19 protein-coding genes are annotated in these 18,796 nt (G+C 65.0%); 5 read left to right on the top strand and 14 right to left on the bottom strand.

Features of this window, described 5'->3' with window-relative positions; genetic code table 11:
• Positions 1 to 25: 25 nt before the first annotated feature.
• The 4 genes from A5787_RS21845 to A5787_RS21830 all read right to left on the bottom strand — a co-directional run bounded on the left by A5787_RS21845 (position 26) and on the right by A5787_RS21830 (position 2,340).
• Complete coding sequence (locus tag A5787_RS21845) at positions 26 to 970, bottom strand: NADP-dependent oxidoreductase (RefSeq protein WP_066970892.1); 945 nt, start codon at positions 968 to 970, stop codon at positions 26 to 28.
• Between the two features lie 119 nt (positions 971 to 1,089).
• Positions 1,090 to 1,473, bottom strand: a complete 384-nt coding sequence (locus A5787_RS21840; RefSeq protein ID WP_066970890.1) for a DUF4267 domain-containing protein — start codon at positions 1,471 to 1,473, stop codon at positions 1,090 to 1,092.
• 21 nt (positions 1,474 to 1,494) lie between these two features.
• The gene (locus A5787_RS21835) at positions 1,495 to 1,812 is read right to left on the bottom strand and encodes an NIPSNAP family protein (protein ID WP_066970888.1); all 318 of its coding nucleotides are present in this window, start codon (positions 1,810 to 1,812) and stop codon (positions 1,495 to 1,497) included.
• A 51-nt stretch (positions 1,813 to 1,863) separates the two neighbouring features.
• The gene (locus tag A5787_RS21830; protein WP_066970886.1) at positions 1,864 to 2,340 is read right to left on the bottom strand and encodes a DUF1772 domain-containing protein; all 477 of its coding nucleotides are present in this window, start codon (positions 2,338 to 2,340) and stop codon (positions 1,864 to 1,866) included.
• Positions 2,341 to 2,439: 99 nt separating this feature from the next.
• Between A5787_RS21830 and A5787_RS21825 the strand changes: the two genes are divergently transcribed.
• Positions 2,440 to 3,021, top strand: coding sequence for a TetR/AcrR family transcriptional regulator (locus tag A5787_RS21825; RefSeq protein WP_066970884.1), 582 nt, complete (start codon positions 2,440 to 2,442; stop codon positions 3,019 to 3,021).
• 320 nt (positions 3,022 to 3,341) lie between these two features.
• Here the strand turns inward: A5787_RS21825 and A5787_RS21815 are convergent, their stop codons facing one another.
• From A5787_RS21815 to A5787_RS28550, 10 genes are all read right to left on the bottom strand, one after another.
• Complete coding sequence (locus tag A5787_RS21815) at positions 3,342 to 4,250, bottom strand: dioxygenase (protein WP_066970882.1); 909 nt, start codon at positions 4,248 to 4,250, stop codon at positions 3,342 to 3,344.
• A gap of 276 nt (positions 4,251 to 4,526) precedes the next feature.
• A complete protein-coding gene (locus A5787_RS27475; RefSeq protein WP_156764070.1) occupies positions 4,527 to 4,754 on the bottom strand; it encodes a hypothetical protein in 228 nt (75 codons plus the stop codon).
• 57 nt (positions 4,755 to 4,811) lie between these two features.
• Positions 4,812 to 5,408: a carboxymuconolactone decarboxylase family protein gene (locus A5787_RS21810; protein WP_066970880.1), complete on the bottom strand. Its 597-nt coding sequence runs from the start codon at positions 5,406 to 5,408 to the stop codon at positions 4,812 to 4,814.
• 54 nt (positions 5,409 to 5,462) lie between these two features.
• Positions 5,463 to 7,007, bottom strand: coding sequence for a bifunctional 3-(3-hydroxy-phenyl)propionate/3-hydroxycinnamic acid hydroxylase (locus A5787_RS21805; RefSeq protein WP_066970878.1), 1,545 nt, complete (start codon positions 7,005 to 7,007; stop codon positions 5,463 to 5,465).
• Positions 7,004 to 7,942 carry a fumarylacetoacetate hydrolase family protein gene (locus tag A5787_RS21800; RefSeq protein WP_066970876.1) on the bottom strand — a complete coding sequence of 313 codons (939 nt, stop codon included), beginning with the start codon at positions 7,940 to 7,942 and terminating at the stop codon, positions 7,004 to 7,006. The genes A5787_RS21805 and A5787_RS21800 overlap by 4 nt, the downstream gene beginning before the upstream one ends.
• Positions 7,943 to 7,982: 40 nt before the next feature.
• On the bottom strand, positions 7,983 to 9,119 hold the full coding sequence (locus A5787_RS21795; RefSeq protein ID WP_066970874.1) for a VOC family protein: 1,137 nt from the start codon (positions 9,117 to 9,119) through the stop codon (positions 7,983 to 7,985).
• A 49-nt stretch (positions 9,120 to 9,168) separates the two neighbouring features.
• Positions 9,169 to 10,887 (bottom strand): alpha-keto acid decarboxylase family protein, encoded by a 1,719-nt coding sequence (locus A5787_RS21790; RefSeq protein WP_066970872.1) that lies wholly within the window; start codon positions 10,885 to 10,887, stop codon positions 9,169 to 9,171.
• Between the two features lie 34 nt (positions 10,888 to 10,921).
• Positions 10,922 to 12,310: an NAD-dependent succinate-semialdehyde dehydrogenase gene (locus A5787_RS21785; RefSeq protein WP_066970870.1), complete on the bottom strand. Its 1,389-nt coding sequence runs from the start codon at positions 12,308 to 12,310 to the stop codon at positions 10,922 to 10,924.
• A 383-nt stretch (positions 12,311 to 12,693) separates the two neighbouring features.
• Complete coding sequence (locus tag A5787_RS21780; protein ID WP_197507340.1) at positions 12,694 to 14,730, bottom strand: DUF4118 domain-containing protein; 2,037 nt, start codon at positions 14,728 to 14,730, stop codon at positions 12,694 to 12,696.
• A 101-nt stretch (positions 14,731 to 14,831) separates the two neighbouring features.
• Positions 14,832 to 14,954 carry a hypothetical protein gene (locus tag A5787_RS28550; protein WP_255361738.1) on the bottom strand — a complete coding sequence of 41 codons (123 nt, stop codon included), beginning with the start codon at positions 14,952 to 14,954 and terminating at the stop codon, positions 14,832 to 14,834.
• 42 nt (positions 14,955 to 14,996) lie between these two features.
• Between A5787_RS28550 and A5787_RS21775 the strand changes: the two genes are divergently transcribed.
• The 4 genes from A5787_RS21775 (at position 14,997) to A5787_RS21760 (ending at position 18,766) form a co-directional block, all read left to right on the top strand.
• Positions 14,997 to 15,755 carry a TetR/AcrR family transcriptional regulator gene (locus A5787_RS21775; RefSeq protein ID WP_082977376.1) on the top strand — a complete coding sequence of 253 codons (759 nt, stop codon included), beginning with the start codon at positions 14,997 to 14,999 and terminating at the stop codon, positions 15,753 to 15,755.
• Positions 15,756 to 16,051: 296 nt separating this feature from the next.
• Complete coding sequence (locus A5787_RS21770; protein WP_066970868.1) at positions 16,052 to 16,576, top strand: sigma-70 family RNA polymerase sigma factor; 525 nt, start codon at positions 16,052 to 16,054, stop codon at positions 16,574 to 16,576.
• A gap of 316 nt (positions 16,577 to 16,892) precedes the next feature.
• Positions 16,893 to 17,867 carry an aldo/keto reductase gene (locus A5787_RS21765; protein ID WP_066970866.1) on the top strand — a complete coding sequence of 325 codons (975 nt, stop codon included), beginning with the start codon at positions 16,893 to 16,895 and terminating at the stop codon, positions 17,865 to 17,867.
• Complete coding sequence (locus A5787_RS21760) at positions 17,867 to 18,766, top strand: NAD(P)-dependent oxidoreductase (protein WP_066970926.1); 900 nt, start codon at positions 17,867 to 17,869, stop codon at positions 18,764 to 18,766. The genes A5787_RS21765 and A5787_RS21760 overlap by 1 nt, the downstream gene beginning before the upstream one ends.
• Positions 18,767 to 18,796: the final 30 nt, after the last annotated feature.

Genomic DNA, 18,796 nt, shown 5'->3' with positions numbered 1-18,796 from the left:
CAATGAATGTTGTTGTGGCAGCGCGTTACTGGTCGGCAGGGACGAGGACGGTCTTGCCGTGTAGGCGTCCTTCGTCGGAGGCGGCGTGCACGGCCGCGGCCTGCCCGAGCGGCCGGCGCTCGGCGACCTCGATGCGCAGTTGCCCGTCGTCGACGCGACGGACCAGCCCGGCGAGCTGGGCGGCGTCACTGCGGACGAAGACCCGCTGCGTGCGGACTCCCCGGGGTGGGTTGTCCGGCCCGAAAACCATGGTGCCGACGTGGAAACCGGCGTCGGCGACCACGCCGATGAGGGCCTCGGTCTGCTCGTCGGTGGTGCTGACGAGGTTGAGCACCACGTCGAACGGCGCACCGTCGACGTCGACCGGCGAGCGGGTGTAGTCGATGTAGCCGACGATGCGCTGCGCACCCAAGCCGCGCAGCCGCTCGGCGTCGCGCGCCTTGGCGGTCGCGGTGACGACGGCGCCGGCCTGCTTGGCCAACTGAATGGCGTAACCGCCGACCGCGCCGGAGGCACCGTTGATCAAAAGCGACTGACCGGCGGCCAGCCCGGCGATCTCGAACAGCGCCTGCCACGCCGTCAACGCGGCCTCCGGCAGCGCTGCCGCGTCGGCCAGCGGCACCGAGGTCGGGGCGGCGGCCAGCAATTCGGCCGGCACCAGCGCGTACTGGGCGGCGGCGCCGTCGGCGTCGAGCGCCAGAAACGCCACGACCGCGTCGCCGACGTTCCAGCCCGTCACGCCCTCGCCGAGTTCGGTGATGGTGCCCGCCACGTCGACGCCGGGAATGTGCGGGAAGCTGATCTTGTACACCTCGGCCAGGTAGCCGCCGCGGATGCCCGCATCCACCGGATTGAACGAGGTGGCGGCCACCTTCACCAGCGCCTGCCCGGGGCCCGGCACCGGTCGCGGGGCCTCCTCGTATCGCAGAACGTCGCTACCGCCGTATTCGTGGTACCGCACAGCCTTCATGTGTCCCTCCTCAGTCAATTGCTTCGATTTCGAAGCAGCTACGCGCCGTACAACTCGCTTCGATGTCGAAGCAATTCCTGCGGTGTTATGTGATCGTCGTCATACCGGCGATCTCCCGCTTAGGACACCAGCAGCAACGCGGTCGTGACCAGCATGACGGCGGCGGTCCCGCCGTGGACGCCCCAGGCGACCGACTTGGAGCCGCCGTTGCGCAGCACGATGGCGGCGTCGGCGATCGGGATGATCGTGGCGGCCAACATGACCCAGCCGACCAAGTGGGTCGCGCCGGCGATCATCAGGATGATGACGAACAGCCCCGTGGCGATGTCGCGTATGCCCTTGACGCTCAGGTAGGCACCCGCACCCGGTTGGTCCAGATCGGGCAGCACGCCGTAGCCGGCGGCGGCGACGCGCGGCGCGACCAGGAAGCGTGCGCCGATGAAGATGATGGCCGCGGCGAGGAGTCCGGCGAGAACGTAGCCGATGGCGGTGGTGATGGTCATGTCGAGCCCTCCTGGGTTTCGTTAGTGGATCGGTGAAAACGGCGTCGGGTCGAGCAGTGCGGTCTGAACGTCGACGATGTCGTCGACGTCGAAACCGGCCATGTCGGCGGCGAATTCAGGGCTGGCCATGATGTGCGGCGTGAGCTGGTCGGGGTCGGCGCCGGGCGGGTAGCCGATCAGCGCGACGAGTCGATTCGCGTCGCCGCTGCGCTCGGTCCACACGCCGTGCGTGGTGACCCCGAACGCCGCGAAGGTGGCCAGGTGCCGCGCCCAGTGCACTGTCGCGTACTGCTTTAAGGCTTCCGGCGACCGCAGCGTGTAGGTCCTGAGCTGGAGCATCGAAATCGGTCTCCTTGCAGTGAAATTCGACTGACGGGTAGGTGGGACGTGTCAGATCATTTGCACCGCGCAGAGGGCGGCCACCGCCAGGCCCTGCAGTGTCGCGCGAGCGTCGATGATCGAATCCCACTTCGCTTGCAGCGCACGCCCGTTCGGGAGTGGTTGTCCGGCTTGGGCGGCCGCGGTCAGTTGCCGATTGATGGGCGCGCTGACCCGGGTGTAGAGCACCAGCCAGATCAGCAGCAGGACCAGGGCGGTGCCCGCCGCGATGGCCGGGGCCCAGTGTGCGCCGACCGCGGCCAGCACCGTCGTGACCGCGGCGGAGACGATCCCGAGCACGCCCGGCACCGGCATGCGCCGGTCACCGTATCGGTGCACGTGTCCGGTCACCGCGACCAAGGCATCGTCGTTCACCAACGCCAACGCCGGTCGCAGCACCATCGCGCAGAAGACGTCCGTGCCGTAGACCACCGCAGTGCCCAGTACCGCGATCAGCGCGGTGGCACGGGTGATGTCGTCCAAAGTCATGTCCCAACTCCCCTCACTCGTAAGTGCTAGCAACGCTAACCCCTCGCCACCCCCGCGTCAATAGCGTTGCTAGTTTTTCTAGCTGTGATATCGTCAGGTATGGCCATTGAGGATCGGCGTGAGCGCGAACGCGCCGCCCGCCGGCAGCTGATCGTCGGAACCGCGCGCAAGCTGGCCGAGACCGAGGGCTGGGAGGCCGTCACCACCCGTCGGCTGTCCACCGAGATCGAGTACAGCCAGCCGGTGTTGTACAAGCACTTCGCCGGCATGGAACAAATCGCCGACGCCGTCGCCCTCGATGGGTTCGCCGAACTCGCCGACGTGATCCGGGCCGCCCGGTCCGACACCGACGCGGCGAGTGACACCCTGACCCGGGTGGCCCACGCCTATCTCGATTTCGCCCGCGACAACCCGGCGGTTTACGACGCCATGTTCACCCGCACGACCACCTTGCGCTTCGCGGCCGAGGACACACCGCCCCAGCTCGTCGCGGCCTTCGCCGCGTTGCATCAAGCGGTGGGCATGGCCGCCGACGAGCAGGACACCGACACGCTCACCGAGGTGTTCTGGGCCGCCCTGCACGGTCTGGTCACCCTCGCCCGTACCGGACGCCTGCGCCCCACCCACGACGCGGACCGTCTCCAACTGCTCGTCAACGAGTTCACCGGGAAACGGGGGTAGGCGCAAAAACGGCTCCCGGAGTTTCCTCCGGGAGCCATTTCACCTGGTAGCGGGGACAGGATTCGAACCTGCGACCTCTGAGTTATGAGCTAACCGTTCGCGGTCTTCCACACTACGCTGGGTGTCATAGCCGCAGGCCAGCGACGTTCAGCCGTCCAAGTTGTCTCGCCCCGTACCGCTTGTTCGCATCGGTTGCACCGTGTTCCGTGGCCAAATCCGTGGCCATAACACCGAGCGGCAAGTGTGGGCCCCTCGGCGTCCCCCGCGACACGCCGGCAGTTCGTGGTGCTGCCGACGCGCTTGAATAGCGGCTGGGGAGCTCATATTGCGCAGGGCGCAAGCACAATGTCGAAAAGCACCCGCGTCCATGGGCTCTCACCCAGGTCGCGGCCATCGGGGCCTGGGGTGCCGGGAGCCTGCGCGTGGAACTCCTTGACGAGAGAATCCTTGACACCGAACACGCTGTCGCGGGTCAGCAGGTCGTCGCCGGCCACAAAGATCTGGGTGACCAGGGTCCGCAGGTCCTTGGCGCTGACCATGAAGTGTAAGTGCGCCGCTCGCATCGGTAAGCGCGCCGCAGCCGCGAGCAACACCCCGACCGGGCCGTCGTGTGGAACCGGGTACGGGATGGGAGTGAGCCCCCAGAACCGATAGGATCCGTCGGCGTCGGTGAATAAATGGGCTCGGTCCGCGACTCGCCCGTCGGGGTATTGCACGTCATAGAGTCCGTTCGCGTCGCACTCCCACACTTCGATCCGGGCCTCGGGGACCAAATTGCCAGCACTGTCGGTGACCGTGCCCTCCACCCAACAAGGCTCGCCGACGGCGCCGCCGGCGATGTCGCCGCCGAGCGGGACGTACGGGGAGCCGTCGACAAAGAACGGACCGAACACCGTGGCCTGTGTGGCATTGGCATAGAAGGCGTTATTGACGGCAATGGTCTGCATGGAAACACCGAGAACGTCTGAAAGCATCTCGAATTCCTGGCGATACTCGTCGGTGATGTGCCCGCACGCGGTGAGGAATTCGATGGCGGCTTTCCACTCTTGCTCGCTAAGCCGCACGTCGCGAATAAAGTCGTGCAGATACCGGGTCAGCGACTGCATTACCTGTCGGACTCGCGGGTTAGGGGTGTTGTCGAATGACGCGACGACGCGGGCCTCGAGGTCATCCTCGATCGCCTGCTGGTCAGGCGTGATCAGGGCTGAAGTATCGCCACGCGTGTTCATTCTTAGCTCCCATTCGGTTGTGATCGTGGGATCCACACTCTGGTATGCCGCACGCAGCCGCGGTCGTCGGCCGCGGGGAGCAGCAGCTGCGCACGGCAAACCCGCCATTGGCGCAGCGCGCTTTTTGATTGTCGTTGCAGGTCGCGGTCAGCGGCCGCGGATGCACCTCCGACGCTGTCGCCCAAGATCCCAAGGCCACCACCGCCGCTCGCGTACCGCACGAACTCACCGTAGCCGCGGGAGTCGTGGAAACGTTCATGTCGACTCCGTTGGATATCAGTTGGCACAGATGGTGCCGTTGACGTGTCGACCGTCACCGGTGAGGCACCCGTTGGGGGGGTCACTCGGAAAGCCATTGGGCACGCAGGAATTGGTGTTGCTGTTCCAGTACCAGCCGTCACCGCAGCTGGCCAGGCTCGCCGCCGGCGAAACGGTTGCAAGCGAGGCCAAGCCGATGCTCGCCGCAGCCAACCCGGCGGCTAGGGCAACAGTGAGTTTTTTCATTTCTTTGTTTCTCCTTTTAACGAGCGACGAGCGAGTTGTTCATCGCAGTTCCCTCTACTACTCGTGCGGAGCAGGTATCTCGAACAGGTTGAGCGTTGTGCACACTGCGTGGTAGATGCCGATGAGGATGGCGATGTCGGTCAATCCTTTTTTGCCAAAGCGGTTTTCGGCCTGCCGGTAGAGCGTTTCGTCGACACGGTGACGGGTTGAAAGCTGCCGCGTCAGTTCTGCAGCGATCTTTTCGTCCTCGCTGAGGTCGTCGGGTATTCCACCGGTGGCGAGCACCCGGATGGCGTCATCAGAGATGCCGACTTTGCGGGCCGCGGCCGAATGGGCGTACAGCTCGTAGTCGGACCGCCAGACGGCGCCCACCGCGAGGATCACCACTTCACGGACCCGTGTGCTTAACGACGTGTGTTCCCTCTCGCCCAACAGGAGCGGGGAAGACACTGACGTCATGGCCGGATTGAGCAGCATGGGGTTGAAAGGCCCGATGAGTCGTCCGTCGTCGGTGGTGCTTTGGAAGCCGGTGTCGTCGGCCCACGGGACCACGGCGCTGGTCATGGTGTCGAAGAGTTCTCGTTGCGCCCCAAGGAGAGCGGCGGGATCGGCCAAAGGCAGGCGTCCGCCCAAGGCGGCGGTGTGATCGGACATGAGAAATTGCTCCTGTTCTCGTTAGGATCGGTGGTCGTTTGGTCAGCGGTGCGCTCAACCGTTGCGAAACGGAGGCACTACCCGGCAAAGCGCCTCTGCACTGCGGCCGGCCTGCATCACGGTGCTGTCGGGCCGGATGATCGCCGCGGTGGCACCGCCTTGCCGTAGCCAGCGGTCGAGTTGGCTTCCCGGCACGGTGGTGATGACGGCGGCTCCGCGGCGGTCCAGCTCCGTTCGCTGCTCAGCGTTTAGCCGTGAGGTGGTGATCAGCGCGAATCGGTTGCCGATCACGTCGTCGAGTCGAAGACCGCCACCCACAGCAGGATTGGGGCACTGGTTGCCGGCCAGCTGCCGCGGGCTTGGTGACTTGATCACCAGGGCAGATCTCCGCAGTGCCGGGGTGACGCCGTCGACGACTCTGGTCCCGATGAAGGGCAGGTGCCGTATTTGGGGAAACACTGCCCGGCGGAAGATGTTGCCGACCTCCCCGCCGGCGGTCATCGCCAACCCCATCGAGATCGCGACGCCAATCATGGAGCGGACGTGGGGTTTTCGCTCCAGCTGATAGGTGTCCAGCACCGTGTCGGAGAGGTCGCCGTTGAGCACGCCGGCCAGCTTCCAGGTCAGGTTCAACGCGTCGCGCAGCCCGGCAGCCATGCCTTGGCCGACGAACGGTGGGGTGGTGTGGGCGGCGTCGCCGACGATGAATACATTGCGGTCACGCCACCGGTTGGCCAGCTGGGCCTTGAAAGTGTACTCGGTCACCCGCACCAACCTCAGCTGCTCGGCGGGGGTTTCGCCCAGCCAGGGTGAGAGCAGCGGAACGATCTCGGTGATGCTTTGGTAGTTCGCGGCGGTCTCCCCGTCGAGTAACCGGAATTCCCAGCGGTAGCGGGTGTCGCCGACGCGCATGTAGGTGGCGGCGCGAACGGGGTTGCAGACCTGGTACACCCCGTCCCATTGGTGCAGCTGGGCGCCGGTGTCGATATCGATGACCAGCCAGCGCTGCTCGAAATGCAGATTCTCCATGGCGGCGCCGATCGCGGTGCGGACCGCGCTGTTGGCGCCGTCGCAGCCCAAGACGTAGGCGGCCTCGACACTGTGCTGGTTGCCGCTGACGCGGTCGGTGAAGCTGACCCGCACTCGTCCCGGTTCAGTCTGGGAGATGGCGGTGACTTCGGCGTTGCCCCGCAGCACCACACCGGGGTGCTTTTTGAGGTTGGCGCGCAGCAGTGCTTCCAACTCGGGCTGATCGAACATGTTCATCTGGGGGAAGCCGTGCAGGCTGTCTTGTCGGTCACGGCGAAACTCCTCCAGCACCCGCATCTTCGGGTCCAGCAGCCGAAGACCTCTCCCCGGGCGCGAGGCGGCGGCGAATTCGTCGCCGAGGCCGACTCGGGCCAGGATGCGGTAGATCTCGTCGTCGGCGTGCACCGCCCGCGGTTGGGGATAGACGTCGTTATGCCGCTCCAACACCAGGCATTGGACACCGTATTGGGCCAGCAGCGTGGCCGCGGTGATGCCGGTGGGGCCGGCGCCGATGACGACGACCGGAACCGTTGTGCAAACCGGGGTTTCGGTGTGTTGGTCGGTGTTCATGCGTACCTCACTACGGTGCGTTGGGTGCCGAGCTCGATGGCGCCATCGTCGGTGCCGATGGTCGCTTCCACTACGTCGCCGTCGTGCAGGTAGTTGGTGTTTTTGGCCTGGCTCGAGAAGAACATCTTCCACTTCAGCTCGGCGGGCAGCAGCGAGGCGATGGTCTGCACCGGCTTGGGGGGTGCGCTGATTGCGGTGCCGACCGGGGTGCCGGTGAGCACCAGGTCGCCGGGGTCGACGCGTTGGAAGCGCGCCAGCGCCCGCAGGGCTTGCACTGGGCCGTAGATCATGTCGCCCTCGACGACTGCGTTCTGGCGGAGTTCGCCGTTGACCCGCAGCTGCAGGCGTAGGTCACCGAAACGTTTGAGCTCGTCGGCGTCGACGAGCACCAGCGCGGGTCCGACCGGGGTGAAGGTGGGGTAGGACTTGGACTCGTAGAACTGGGTTTTCGTCAGCTGGACGTCGCGCGCCGACACGTCGTTGGTGACCACCAGCGCGCACACGTAGTCGGCGAGGTTGGCCTCGGTGATCTCGGTGCCGACCGGGATGTCACGCCCGATGAGCAGGCCGATCTCCACCTCGTAGTCCAAAAACCGGACATGGCCGGGTTTGACGATGTCGTCGAACGGACCGCTGATGGAGCCCGAAGCTTTGCGGAAAAAGGTCAGCGGAATGGTTTTCGGGTCCATGCCGGCGTCTTCGACGTGGGAGATGAAGTTGGTCATCTGGGCCACCACCCGACACGGCGCGGTCACCGGCGACACCAGCTTCAGGGTGTTCACCGGCACGGTGTCGTGGCTCGCCGCGGCGGCGTCGATGGCCGCCGGGTCGGCCAGCAACTCGGCGGTGGTGGTGGCGTCGGTGTCGATGCGGGCGGCTCCGGTGGGGGTGTGCACCCACCAGGCGTCGGTGGTGCGCAGGATCGAGATCGTCATGATTGGTTCCTTCTTTGTTTCTTGGTTGGGGGTTGGTGGGTTAGGAAGTCGCAAAGGCCAGCAGCCCGCGCAGGGCGGAAAGGTCGAATTCGCTGTCGTCGCGGATCGCGTGCAGCAGCGTGCCAAGTTGGCGCACCGCATCGGGGCCGGGGCTGAGGCCCAGGAAGTTCTTGCTGGCCGGGGGGCCCCACTGCGCGAGCCCTGAGGTGGTGAACGGTGCCCAGCCCGGCTCGAGGGTGCAGTCGAACATGTCGCCGTCGGTGAAGTGCTCGACCAGGAAGCCGTCCGGGTCGCGCCAGTAGTCGAAGATCTGGCTGCCCTGCTCGTGGCGACCGATGCCCCAAGAGTGCCGATAGCCGCGCTCGGCCAGGTACGCACCGCCGGCGGCCAGCGCGTCGAGGTCGCTGACCTGGTAGGCCGAGTGCTCGTAGCGGTTGGACGGGCCCAGCGCCATCGCCAACGTGTGGTGATCGGTCGGGGTCTGGCCGCGGTCGCAGCGGATGAAACTCATGATCGGCCCGCGTTCGCGCTGATTGGGGTAGAACTGGAAGTCGCTGACGATCATCCCCAGGTGATCCAGATACCAGTCCAGCGCCTGACGGTAGCGGGTGGTCTGCAGTACCACATGTCCGAGCCGCTGCACCGTGGTGGGGACTTGCGGCGGGCGCACGGTGGAGTTCACGCGCACCTGCTGGTGGCCGAAGTTGAACACGCCCGGACTCTGCGCCGGTAGGCCCTCAAGCCGATGGGTGCCGGAGACCACCCGCACCGGCAGGCCGCTGGGATCGACCAGATCGACCGCCACCCCGCCCAGCGCCTCGGGCAGTGCGCGCACGCTAGCCCCGGTGGCATCGGCCAGCCGCAGTACATCGGAGTGCTCGGCGGCGCGAAACGCGATCCCCGCGAATTTCGACCGCGGGCCCCCGCGGATGATCACGCACGGCGACCCGGGGTCGCTGCCCCGCAGTTGCAGCTCGTCGCCGGTGCGCGCCGCGGTGGCAAAGCCGAACGCGTGGGCAAAGACTTCGGCGCGGGCCAGATCGGGCTTCTCGAACTCCAGCCAGGCGAGGTCGGCCACCTTGATGATCGGGTTGGCCGAGCGCCCCGGGTGCTCACCCGTGCGGGCGCCCTGCTCGCTGTGCAGATCGTTGTGGGGGGTTATGAGTTGGTCGGTCATTACTGTTTCTCCTTCATTGCTGACGATGTCGTCATTTGACGTGCGTTTCTCATGGGGTTAGTTGGTGTGGGCGGGCATTAACCCGGGCTACCTTGGATCCCCACGAGATGAGCTCCGGGCTGGCGTCGTCGTTGGGGATCTGGCATTCGATCAGGACCGGGCCGCCGGTGTGGGCTCGGGCAATGCCGATCGCGTCGGCCAGTTCTGCTGCGGTGGTGGCGGTCAGCCCTAGACCATGGCCGTCGTCCGCGTTGAATGCGGTGATTAGTCCCGCGTAGTCCCAGTTCTTGTAGTAGTTATAGGGGCCGTCATGGATTGCCGATTCGATGACGTAGCCGCGGTTGTTGATCAGGTAGATCAGGATTTCTTGGCGGTGGCGGATCATGTTGGACACTTCTTGGGCGGTCAGCTGGAAGGATCCGTCGCCGATGGCTGCCACCAGCCTCCGGTCGGGTTCCAGACCCATGGCATAACCGAAGGCAGCCGGGACCGACCAGCCGATGGAGCCCCACTGCATCTCGATCTCGAACCGGGCACCGCCGGGCAGCCGGGTGTAGATGCCGTTGAGCCAGGAGTCACCGGTTTCCGCCAGCAGTGTGGTCGTGGCGTCGAGGTCTGCCTCGATCTGGCGCCACAGCTCGGCGCGGCTTAGCGGGGCGTCGGCGTCGACTTCCGAGGGTCGCGCCGGGGCGGATGCGCCGCCGCGCAGGCGATGATATTGCCGCAAGGTGGCGTCGTTGGCTTGGACTTTTTTGGCGAGGTCGGACAGGAAGTCGGCCAGCGCGACACCGGTGTATTCGGCGTCGGGGAACCGCACCACTTGGGGTTCAGCGCTGATCAGCTTGTGCCGGGGCGGCTGCGCGCTCCAGCCCACCGTGGTGTAGTCGGAGAACACCGGGCCTGCGGCCACGATCAAGTCGGCCCAGTCGACGATGGCCTGGCACTGCGGGGTGCTGACCTCGCCCCAGTAGATGCCGACGTATTGGGGATGGTCCTCAGGGAAAAAGCCCTTGGCGTTGGGCATGACCGCCACCGCGGCGCCCAATGCCTCGGCCAGTTCCCGGAACGCCGCGATCGCACCGTAGGCGCGCAGGTGAACCCCGGCCAGCAGGACCGGCCTTTTCGCGTTCTCCAGAAGCTCGCCGGCCAGGCTGATGGCTGCAGTCAATGCCTGCGGATTGGTGGGCTGCCAGGACAGCATCGTGGAGGCCAGCATCGTGTCGACCGGGGCCGGCTCGGGGCACGGTGCGGCCGACAGGTTGCAGGCGATCTCGATGTAGGCCGGCTTGCGCTCGCGCAGCGCGGTGCTGATCGCCTCATCGATGAGCGCCGGCGCGTTGTCGGGGTGCAGGATGCGCACCGCTGCACAGGTCACCTGCCGGCATATCTCGTACTGATCGGAGAAGTCGTGGGTGCCCATTGTGTGATGCATGATGTGATTGGCGGCCGGGTCGTTGGTGTTGGGGCCGGATGACACGAAGATCACCGGCAGGCGTTCTGCGTAGGCGCCGGCGACACCGTTGAGCGCTGAGAACGCACCCACGTTGTAGGTGGTCAGCACCGCGCCGCAGCCGTTGACCCGGGCGTAGCCCTCGGCGGCGTAGGCGGCGTTGAGCTCGTTGCAGCAGCCGATCTGGGCCAGGTTCTCGTTGGTTAATAGCTCGTCGAGCAGGACGAGGTTGTAGTCGCCGGGGACCATGAAGTAATGCTTGAGTCCGATCTGCTCGAGCCGGGTCGCCAGGTACTTTCCCACGGTGAAGTCAGCCATGATTACGGTTCCTTTTCTCTGAGTCACGGACTGATCAGGCCGGCGCGTCGATCGGGACGACGTTGATGAGCTTCTTGTTCACGAATTCCTGAATGCCGAGGTTGGAGAGTTCGCGCCCGTAGCCCGAAATCTTGACCCCACCGAAGGGCAGGTCGGCCTTGGTCCAGGTGGGGTGGTTGACGAACACCATGCCGCTGTCGATGCGTTTGGCGACCTCGACGCCGTGCGCGACGTCTTGGGTGTACACCGATCCACCCAGCCCGTAGCGCGAATCATTGGCCAGCCGCACGGCTTCGTCCTCGTCCTTGACCCGGAAGAACAGCGACACCGGTCCGAAGAACTCCTGGTAGTAGGCAGGGTTGTCCGCGGCGATGTCGGTCAGAATGGTCGGTTGCACGAACGCACCCTTGGCGGGCACCGGCGCACCGAGCGGGATCGCCTTCGCGCCGGCCTCCACGGCGGCGGTGATTTGGGCGTTCAGACCGTCGGCGGCACCCTGAGTCGACATCGGGGGCAGCGTGGTCGCCTCATCGAACGGATCACCAGCTTTGAGCTCGGACAGTGCGACCTGGAACTTCTCGAAGAACTCGTCGGCGATCTCGTCGACGACGATGATCCGCTTGGAGGCCACACAGCACTGCCCGCCGTTGTTCATCCGGCCCCACAGCGCCCACTGCACGGTCTTATCCAGATCGGCGTCGGCCAATGCGATCAGCGCGTCCGAACCGCCCAGTTCCATGGTGGACTTCTTCAGGTTCTTGCCGGCGCGGGCGGCGACGACCGCACCGGCGCCCTCGCTGCCGGTCAGCGCCACGCCGCGAACACGCGGGTCGTCGATCAGCATCGAGATCTGATCCTTGGTGGCGTACAGGTTGGTGTAGGCGCCGGGCGGTGCACCGGCTTCCAGTAGCAGTCGCTCGAAGGCGGCCGCGGCCTGCGGCACGTTGGAAGCGTGTTTGACCATCACCACATTGCCGGCCATGAGGTTCGGCGCCGCTACCCGTGCCAGTTGGTAGAACGGGAAGTTCCACGGCTGGATGCCCAGGATGACCCCGAGGGGGGCACTGACCACCATGGCGTCGTCGTCGGGGCTGGCCGTGTCAAGGCGCTCGGGCGCCAGGAAACCCTCCGCGTTCTCGGCGAAGTAGTCGAATATCTGCGCGGTTAGCTCGACCTCGCCCAAACTCTCGGCGTAGAGCTTGCCCATCTCCAGCGTGAGCAGCCGGGCGAACTGATCGGGGCGCTCGCGAAGAATGGCTGCACCACGCCTGGACACCGCGGCGCGCTCGCCGAACGGCGCCTGGCTCCATGACTCAAATGTCTTCTGCGCCTGCGCGATAAGCTTGGCGACCTGCTCGTCGGTCAGGTCCTCAAAGCGAGCCACTACCTGGTTGTCGTACGGGTTGACCGTCTGGTATGCCATCGTGTTCCTTCTTTGTTCGCGGCGGCTCTTAGCCACCGTCTTGGACTTCGCGCTTGTCAGCCAACGACGCTCTTGGCGATATCGTCACTTATGAGCGCTTCAACTGATTATGATGAAAACCTCATAACTGAGGATGTCTGGTGCCGAGGACTGATGTCGACGCGGTTAGCACCCAATCCGACCCCCTGCTAGCCGTAATAGCTCCCCCGCTAACCGCCTCACGGGGCGCCAATTCAGCTGCGATGTCTTTGGGAGTGCCGGTCCGAGCGTGGGTGCTAGCGGACACCGACGGATTGGGAACGCTGATAGTCCTTGTCTGCACCATCCACGCACACAGTGCGAGACCTCGGGGAGGGCGCGCGTGGTCATGAGCGGTCTTCTCATCACAGCGGGATGATGATGTGCAGAGTCGTCCCGACTGCAGGCGGACTCACGACTTTCATGTGGCCACCGAGGGCCTCGACCCGGTCGATCAAGCCGATTAGTCCCGACCCGTTGCGGGGATCTGCTCCGCCCACTCCGTCATCACGGATCAGCACAGTGAGGGCCGCGTCGTCGGTCTCCGCGCACACATGCACCTGCGACGCTCGGGCGTGCTTGGCGGCGTTGGTCAGTGCTTCAGCTGCCACGTAATACGCGCCGACTTCAACGGATTCGGGCAGCCGTCGGTCAATAGCGAGATCGAGCGTGACGGGCACAGAACAGCGGCGCGCCAGCATCTTCAGCGCAGGCCCAACCCCGCCCTCGGACAGGATCGCGGGATGGATCCCACGGGAGATCTCTTGCAATTCAGTCAATACGCCGGTCAATCCGCGCACGGCGTCGGACAGGTGGTCCCGAACGAAAGCGCATTCGGTCGGCACCACAGCTTCGGCGAGTCGTAGCTGCAGTCCCAACGAGACGAGGCGCTGCTGGGCTCCGTCGTGCAGATCACGTTCCAGACGACGCCTGGCGTCATCGGCAGCGGCTACGATCCGGGCGCGCGACGCGATCAACTCGGCGCGCGTAGCGGCGTTGGCGATCGCCGTCCCAACGAGATCTGCAAAATCACCGATGCGCTCCTCAGAGTCCGGTGGCATCGGCGCGGTGCCAGTCGTGGCGGCGATAGCCAGTCCCCAGATGCGCCCATCCACGATGATGGGTGCTCCCACGCCCTCACGAATGCTCAACTCGCGCATGCGCGCAACGGCCGAGCCGCGGGCGTTCTCGACCTTGTCGTGCCGGGCAGCGCGGCCGGTGCGTAGCACCATCGCTCCGAGATTGTCGCCCTCAATCGTCAGACGCTCGCCCACTGGCAGATATTGCGAACCGACCCTGCTGCTTCCGGCGACAAGGGTGATCGCATCATCAGATTCGTAACGCCACACCCCGCTGGTGTCCACATTTAGGCAGCGGACGATTTCGTCTGCGACCGCTGAGTACACCTCCGACGGTCTCGCTCCGCGGGCCACCAGTGTGGCGACGCGCCGCAATGCAGCCTGCTGCTCGGCGAGCACGCCGACGTTGTCGCGGCTCGCCTGCAATTCGGCCCGGGTCGCGGCATTCGCGATAGCGGTGGCGACCAGATCGGCGAAGTCGCTTATGCGCTTTTCGATGTTGAGGGGCAGTTCGGGGCCCCTCGTGCCGACAAGCGCGGCACCCCAGACACGGCCACCCACGATGACTGGGGCTGCGGCCACCGAACGGATGCCCAGTTCTCGGACGCGGGCGGCCAAGGAACCGGTCGCTGGCTCGTAGTTATCCATGCGGGCGCTGCCTGCCGTGTTCAACACCATCGCCGCGACGTTGTCGCCCTCCAGTGTTAGGCGCTCGCCCACCTCCAGCTTCCGCCGACCCAGCTCGTTGTGGGAGGCGAGGATGACGGCCGCGTCGCCGCCGTCATAGCGGATCACTTCTGTCCCAATGACATCGAGACACCGGGCCATTTCTTTGGCTACAGCCGCAAAAACCTCGGACGGGTCGACCCCGCGGGCGACCAGTGTGGCGACCTGTCGCAGTGCGGCCTGCTGCTTGGCGAGCTCGCTCGTCTCGCGGCGGCGCTGATGAATCTCGGCGGCGCGCGATCGGGCCAGTTCGGCGAGGGCGCTGATCGCCAGTGCGATCGCCAGAAAGACGACTAGTACCACCCAGTCCTGGCGCTCCACAGGAGTGAAGTCGAATGGGGGCGGGATATGAAAGTAGTCGAATGCCAGGGCGCTGGCCAAAGATGTCGCCGCCGCCAGCCTGAACCCCCACCGAATCGCAACCACCACGACGCCGAGCAGATAGATCACGCCCAAGCTGTCCGCGGGCGCGGCACCCTTGAGCGGATACACGACAAGGGTTTCGCCGACAATCAGCGACGTCGCAACCACAACTCCGACAGCCACAGGCGGTGGCGTGGGGCGCAAGATCAGCGAGCGCAGCTGCACCAGCAGCATCTGCCGGCACCGCTTCTCGCTAGATGTGACGTGGGCGGCAAGGCGTCGCAACGACCACGTCGTGGCCCCTGACCATTCTTGTTGACGCGTCATCCCTGGGCTCACAACGGGAGAGAGCCTTGGACCTTGATGACCGGGTTGGCTGACCGCATTCGGTGTTCTCCGGTACGGGCGCCCTGGTCGCTGTGCAGATCGTTGCAGGCGCCGACGATGTGCTCGCTCATCGCTGGATCCTTTCGTGCGATTTGACGATATCGTCACTCACGATGGTTTCCTCAGTCAAGGGTTTTGTGACGAATCCTTCATATTTGATTGATACCGTCATAATTGATGGAACCTTCAGTAATGTGGGTGAGGTGAGCGACGTAAAAGAGGAAGCCCGCGCGGTCCCAACCCGCGCCGAACGACGCAGGCAACGCACCCGAGCGGCGTTGATCAAGTCCGCGCAGGCGTTTATCGCCGCAGGCAAGCTCAACGCGCCGGTGCAGGACATCACCCGGGCCGCCGATGTCGGGATTGGCTCGTTCTACAACCATTTCCACAGCAAGGAACAGCTGTTCAAGGCGGCGCTCAATGAGATCTTCGACGTCCACGGTGCCCTGCTGGACAACCTGCCTGAAGTCGATGATCCCGCAGAAACGTTTGCGCGAAGCTTCCGGTTGACCTGCCGGTTGTTTCGGCGTCGCCCCGAAGAGAGCCGTGTGCTGCTCAACAGTGGCATGGGACCACTGCTGTCTGAACGCGGGATGGCGCCCCGGGCTCTGCGCGACATCAAAGCAGCCAACCGGGCTGGCCGGTTCCATGTCGCTGATCCCGAAATGGCGCTGGCACTGGCCGCCGCGGCACTGCTCGCGCTGGGCCAACTGCTGCATGACCAGCTCGGGCGCGACGACGCGGATGCCACCGACAGGATGACCGAAGACCTGCTGCGTATCTATGGGGTACCGGCTGACGAAGCCCACGAAATCTGCCGCCGGCCCCTTCCAGACCTTGGCGATATGGGCGAGCCCGATTCGGCGGCATGAACTCATGAAGCTAGGGTCGCGAGTCGCTAATTCGGGTGCAGTGTCTCCAAGCCATCGTTGTCGCCCGGAGGTGGGCAAGTGACCGATCCCGAAACTCCGCGGGCGTAGGCGCTTCCGGACTGCGCCCGCATTCAGCAGCATGCTCCGGCTTGAGTGGCAGCTACCCAGAAGAGATGATGGGTGTCAGCTGTGGCGACGTCTATTGCCGCTAGCGCAATCGTTGAGCCATGGATGGCATCCGCAGTTGTTCCAAAGATATTGCACTGCAGCGCACGAAAGCTGAACCGAAGACCGAAATGGACGCTCGGTTCGAACGTGAGGTCGTGCCGCTACGCGAGCCGGTGTACCGCCACGCGTTGCGCATGTGCCGCAACCACTCCGACGCGAAGGACCTGGTGCAAGACGCTATGGTCAAGGCGTACAGCAGTTTTCATTCGTTCACGCCACACACCAACCTCAATGCATGGCTGCACCGGATACAGACGAACACCTACATCAACGGATACCGCAGAAAGCAGCGGCGGCCAATACAGTATTCAACTGAGGAGTTCACCGAGCAGCAGCTGGCGGCCCACACGTGGATGGGACTTCGTTCGGCCGAGGATGAAGTGCTCGCGGCCTTACCTGACTGCGAAATCAAGGCGGCGATGCGGGCCCTGCCCATACAACTACGGTCGGTGGTGTATTACGCCGATGTCGAGGGTTTTCGATACAAGCAGATTGCCGAGATCATGGGCACCCCGAACGGAACTGTGATGTCACGGCTTTATCGCGGACGTCGACATCTCCGCAGACTGCTTGTCGAGCAGGTGGTGAGGTAACCGCGATGTTTCAACCGCTCTTGGATGAACGTAGTACTGCAATCGGTCATGAGCAGGCGCTCCAAAGCCGTTGGCTGGCAGGCCCCAGCGTTTACCACCGCCTGTTGGGCCACGTCATTTTCACGATGCTGCGTGCAACCCTGGCGGTACCGGAAACTTGGTACTAAGCGATTCCGGCTAGCTGACATTCCCTATGGGGGCCAGCAGTGGCGACAATGCGTCGCAGGAGCCGGATCGTAGGGGTTGGGCGCCTTCCCAACTGGCAGCGTATCCCACAGGCACGGCCTAGCCTGGCCCGCAATGAGAGAGGACGACCTTGAAGACAACAACATTGGGGAAGACGGGACTGCACGTCTCGCGCATCGCCTTCGGCACATGGCAGCTGGGTGGAGAATGGGGCCAGTTCGACGCGGACACGGCCGTCAAAGCCATCCGACGTGCCCGTGAGCTCGGCGTCAACTTCTTCGATACCGCACAAGCATATGGATTCGGCGCGTCCGAGCGGATCCTGGGTGCGGCGCTTCACGACGAATTCGCCAGCGCCCGAGACGAACTCGTCATCGCCACCAAGGGTGGACTGCGCAAGACTGACACCGGCCTCGTCCGCGACGCCAGCCCGGAATGGCTACGCCGAGGCGTGGACTCGAGCCTTGCCGCGCTGGGCCTCGACCACATTGACCTCTATCAGGTGCACTGGCCCGACCCCACCGTGCCCGTCGCGCAGACGGCAGATGCGTTGGGCGAACTCATCGCCGAAGGCAAGGTCCGCCACGTCGGGGTGTCGAACTACACCGCTGACCAAATTCAGGAGTTCTCCGCGACACTTCCCGTGGAGACCGTGCAGCCGCCCTATCACCTCTTCCGCCGGGATGTCGAGGATGAGCTCTTGCCCTACTGTCGCGAAGAAGACATCGGGGTGCTCGTGTATGGGCCGCTGGCACATGGTCTGCTGACAGGCACGCTGGCCGAGGACAGCTCCTTCGCCCCCGATGATTGGCGAAGCGGCAGCGACGTTTTCACCGGTGACGCCTATCGACGCAACCTGGCGACGGTGCGAGCCCTTTCGATGTTCGCCGCCGATCTCGGCATATCAGTCAGCCAGCTGGCCATCGCCTGGACCCTGACCAACCCTGCCGTGCATGTTGCCATCGTCGGTGCCCGCCGGACCAGCCACGTCGAGGACAGTCTGGCGGCCGCGGATGTATCACTGAGCGAGGCCGACCTGGAAGAGATCGACAAGATCATGGTGTCGGCGGCGCCGGTCTCGGGCCCCTCCCCGGAGAGTGTGTGATGACCGCGCAGACGATCACTGTCGCCGTGTTGGGCACCGGGACCATGGGCGCACCGATGGTCCGCGACCTGCTCCGAGCAGGATTCGATGTGCGGGTGTGGAACCGGACACCGGACAAGGCCGCGCCGCTGGTCGCCGACGGCGCGTACCTGTCAAGAAGTCCGGCAGACGCGGCGGCGGGCGCGGATGTCCTGATCACCATGCTCACCGACGGCGCGGGCGTGGAGTCCGTGATGTCCGGGCCGGCCGGCGCCTTGCTTGCCGCGGGTCGCGACGCCGTCTGGGTCCAGATGAGCACCGTCGGGGTCCAGTGGTGCACCCATCTTGCCGAGCTGGCGGGTTGGTACGGCGTGGCGTTCGTCGACGCACCGGTGTCGGGTAGTTCCGGACCGGCCGCGGAAGGCCAGCTGCTCATACTTGCGGCCGGCGCCGATGCGGTGAGGTCCCGAGTGGAACCGATCTTCGACGTTCTCGGCCGGCACACGGTGTGGCTCGACCGTGTCGGAGACGGCAGCCGGCTCAAGTTGGCGATCAACAACTGGATGAGCGTGCTCGTCGAGGGCATGGCCGAGACCCTCGCGCTGACAGAAGCTCTCGGCCTCGACCCAGAACTGTTCCTGAAGACGATCGCCGGCGGTCCGATGGCTCCCAATTATGTGATGGTCAAGGCGAACGCAATGGTAGGCGGGAATTTCGCCCCCGGTTTTCCGTTGCGGCACGCGGCGAAGGACGCTGAACTCGCCGCATACGCCGCGCAGCTGCAAGGACTGCATCTGCCGCTAACCAACGCCCTGCTACCGAAATGGCGCGAAGCGATCTCCCGTGGCCACGCAGACGACGACATCGCGTCGGTCATCACCGCCGCGAGGGCACTCCCCCGCAGCCGTCTGATCGCCTGAACCGGAAGAGAACTGAGTGCAATGAATTCG

This window comes from Mycobacterium sp. 852002-50816_SCH5313054-b (genome assembly GCF_001667185.1).
In the GTDB taxonomy this organism is placed as follows: domain Bacteria; phylum Actinomycetota; class Actinomycetes; order Mycobacteriales; family Mycobacteriaceae; genus Mycobacterium.
This window is presented reverse-complemented; position numbering and strand designations above follow the sequence as displayed.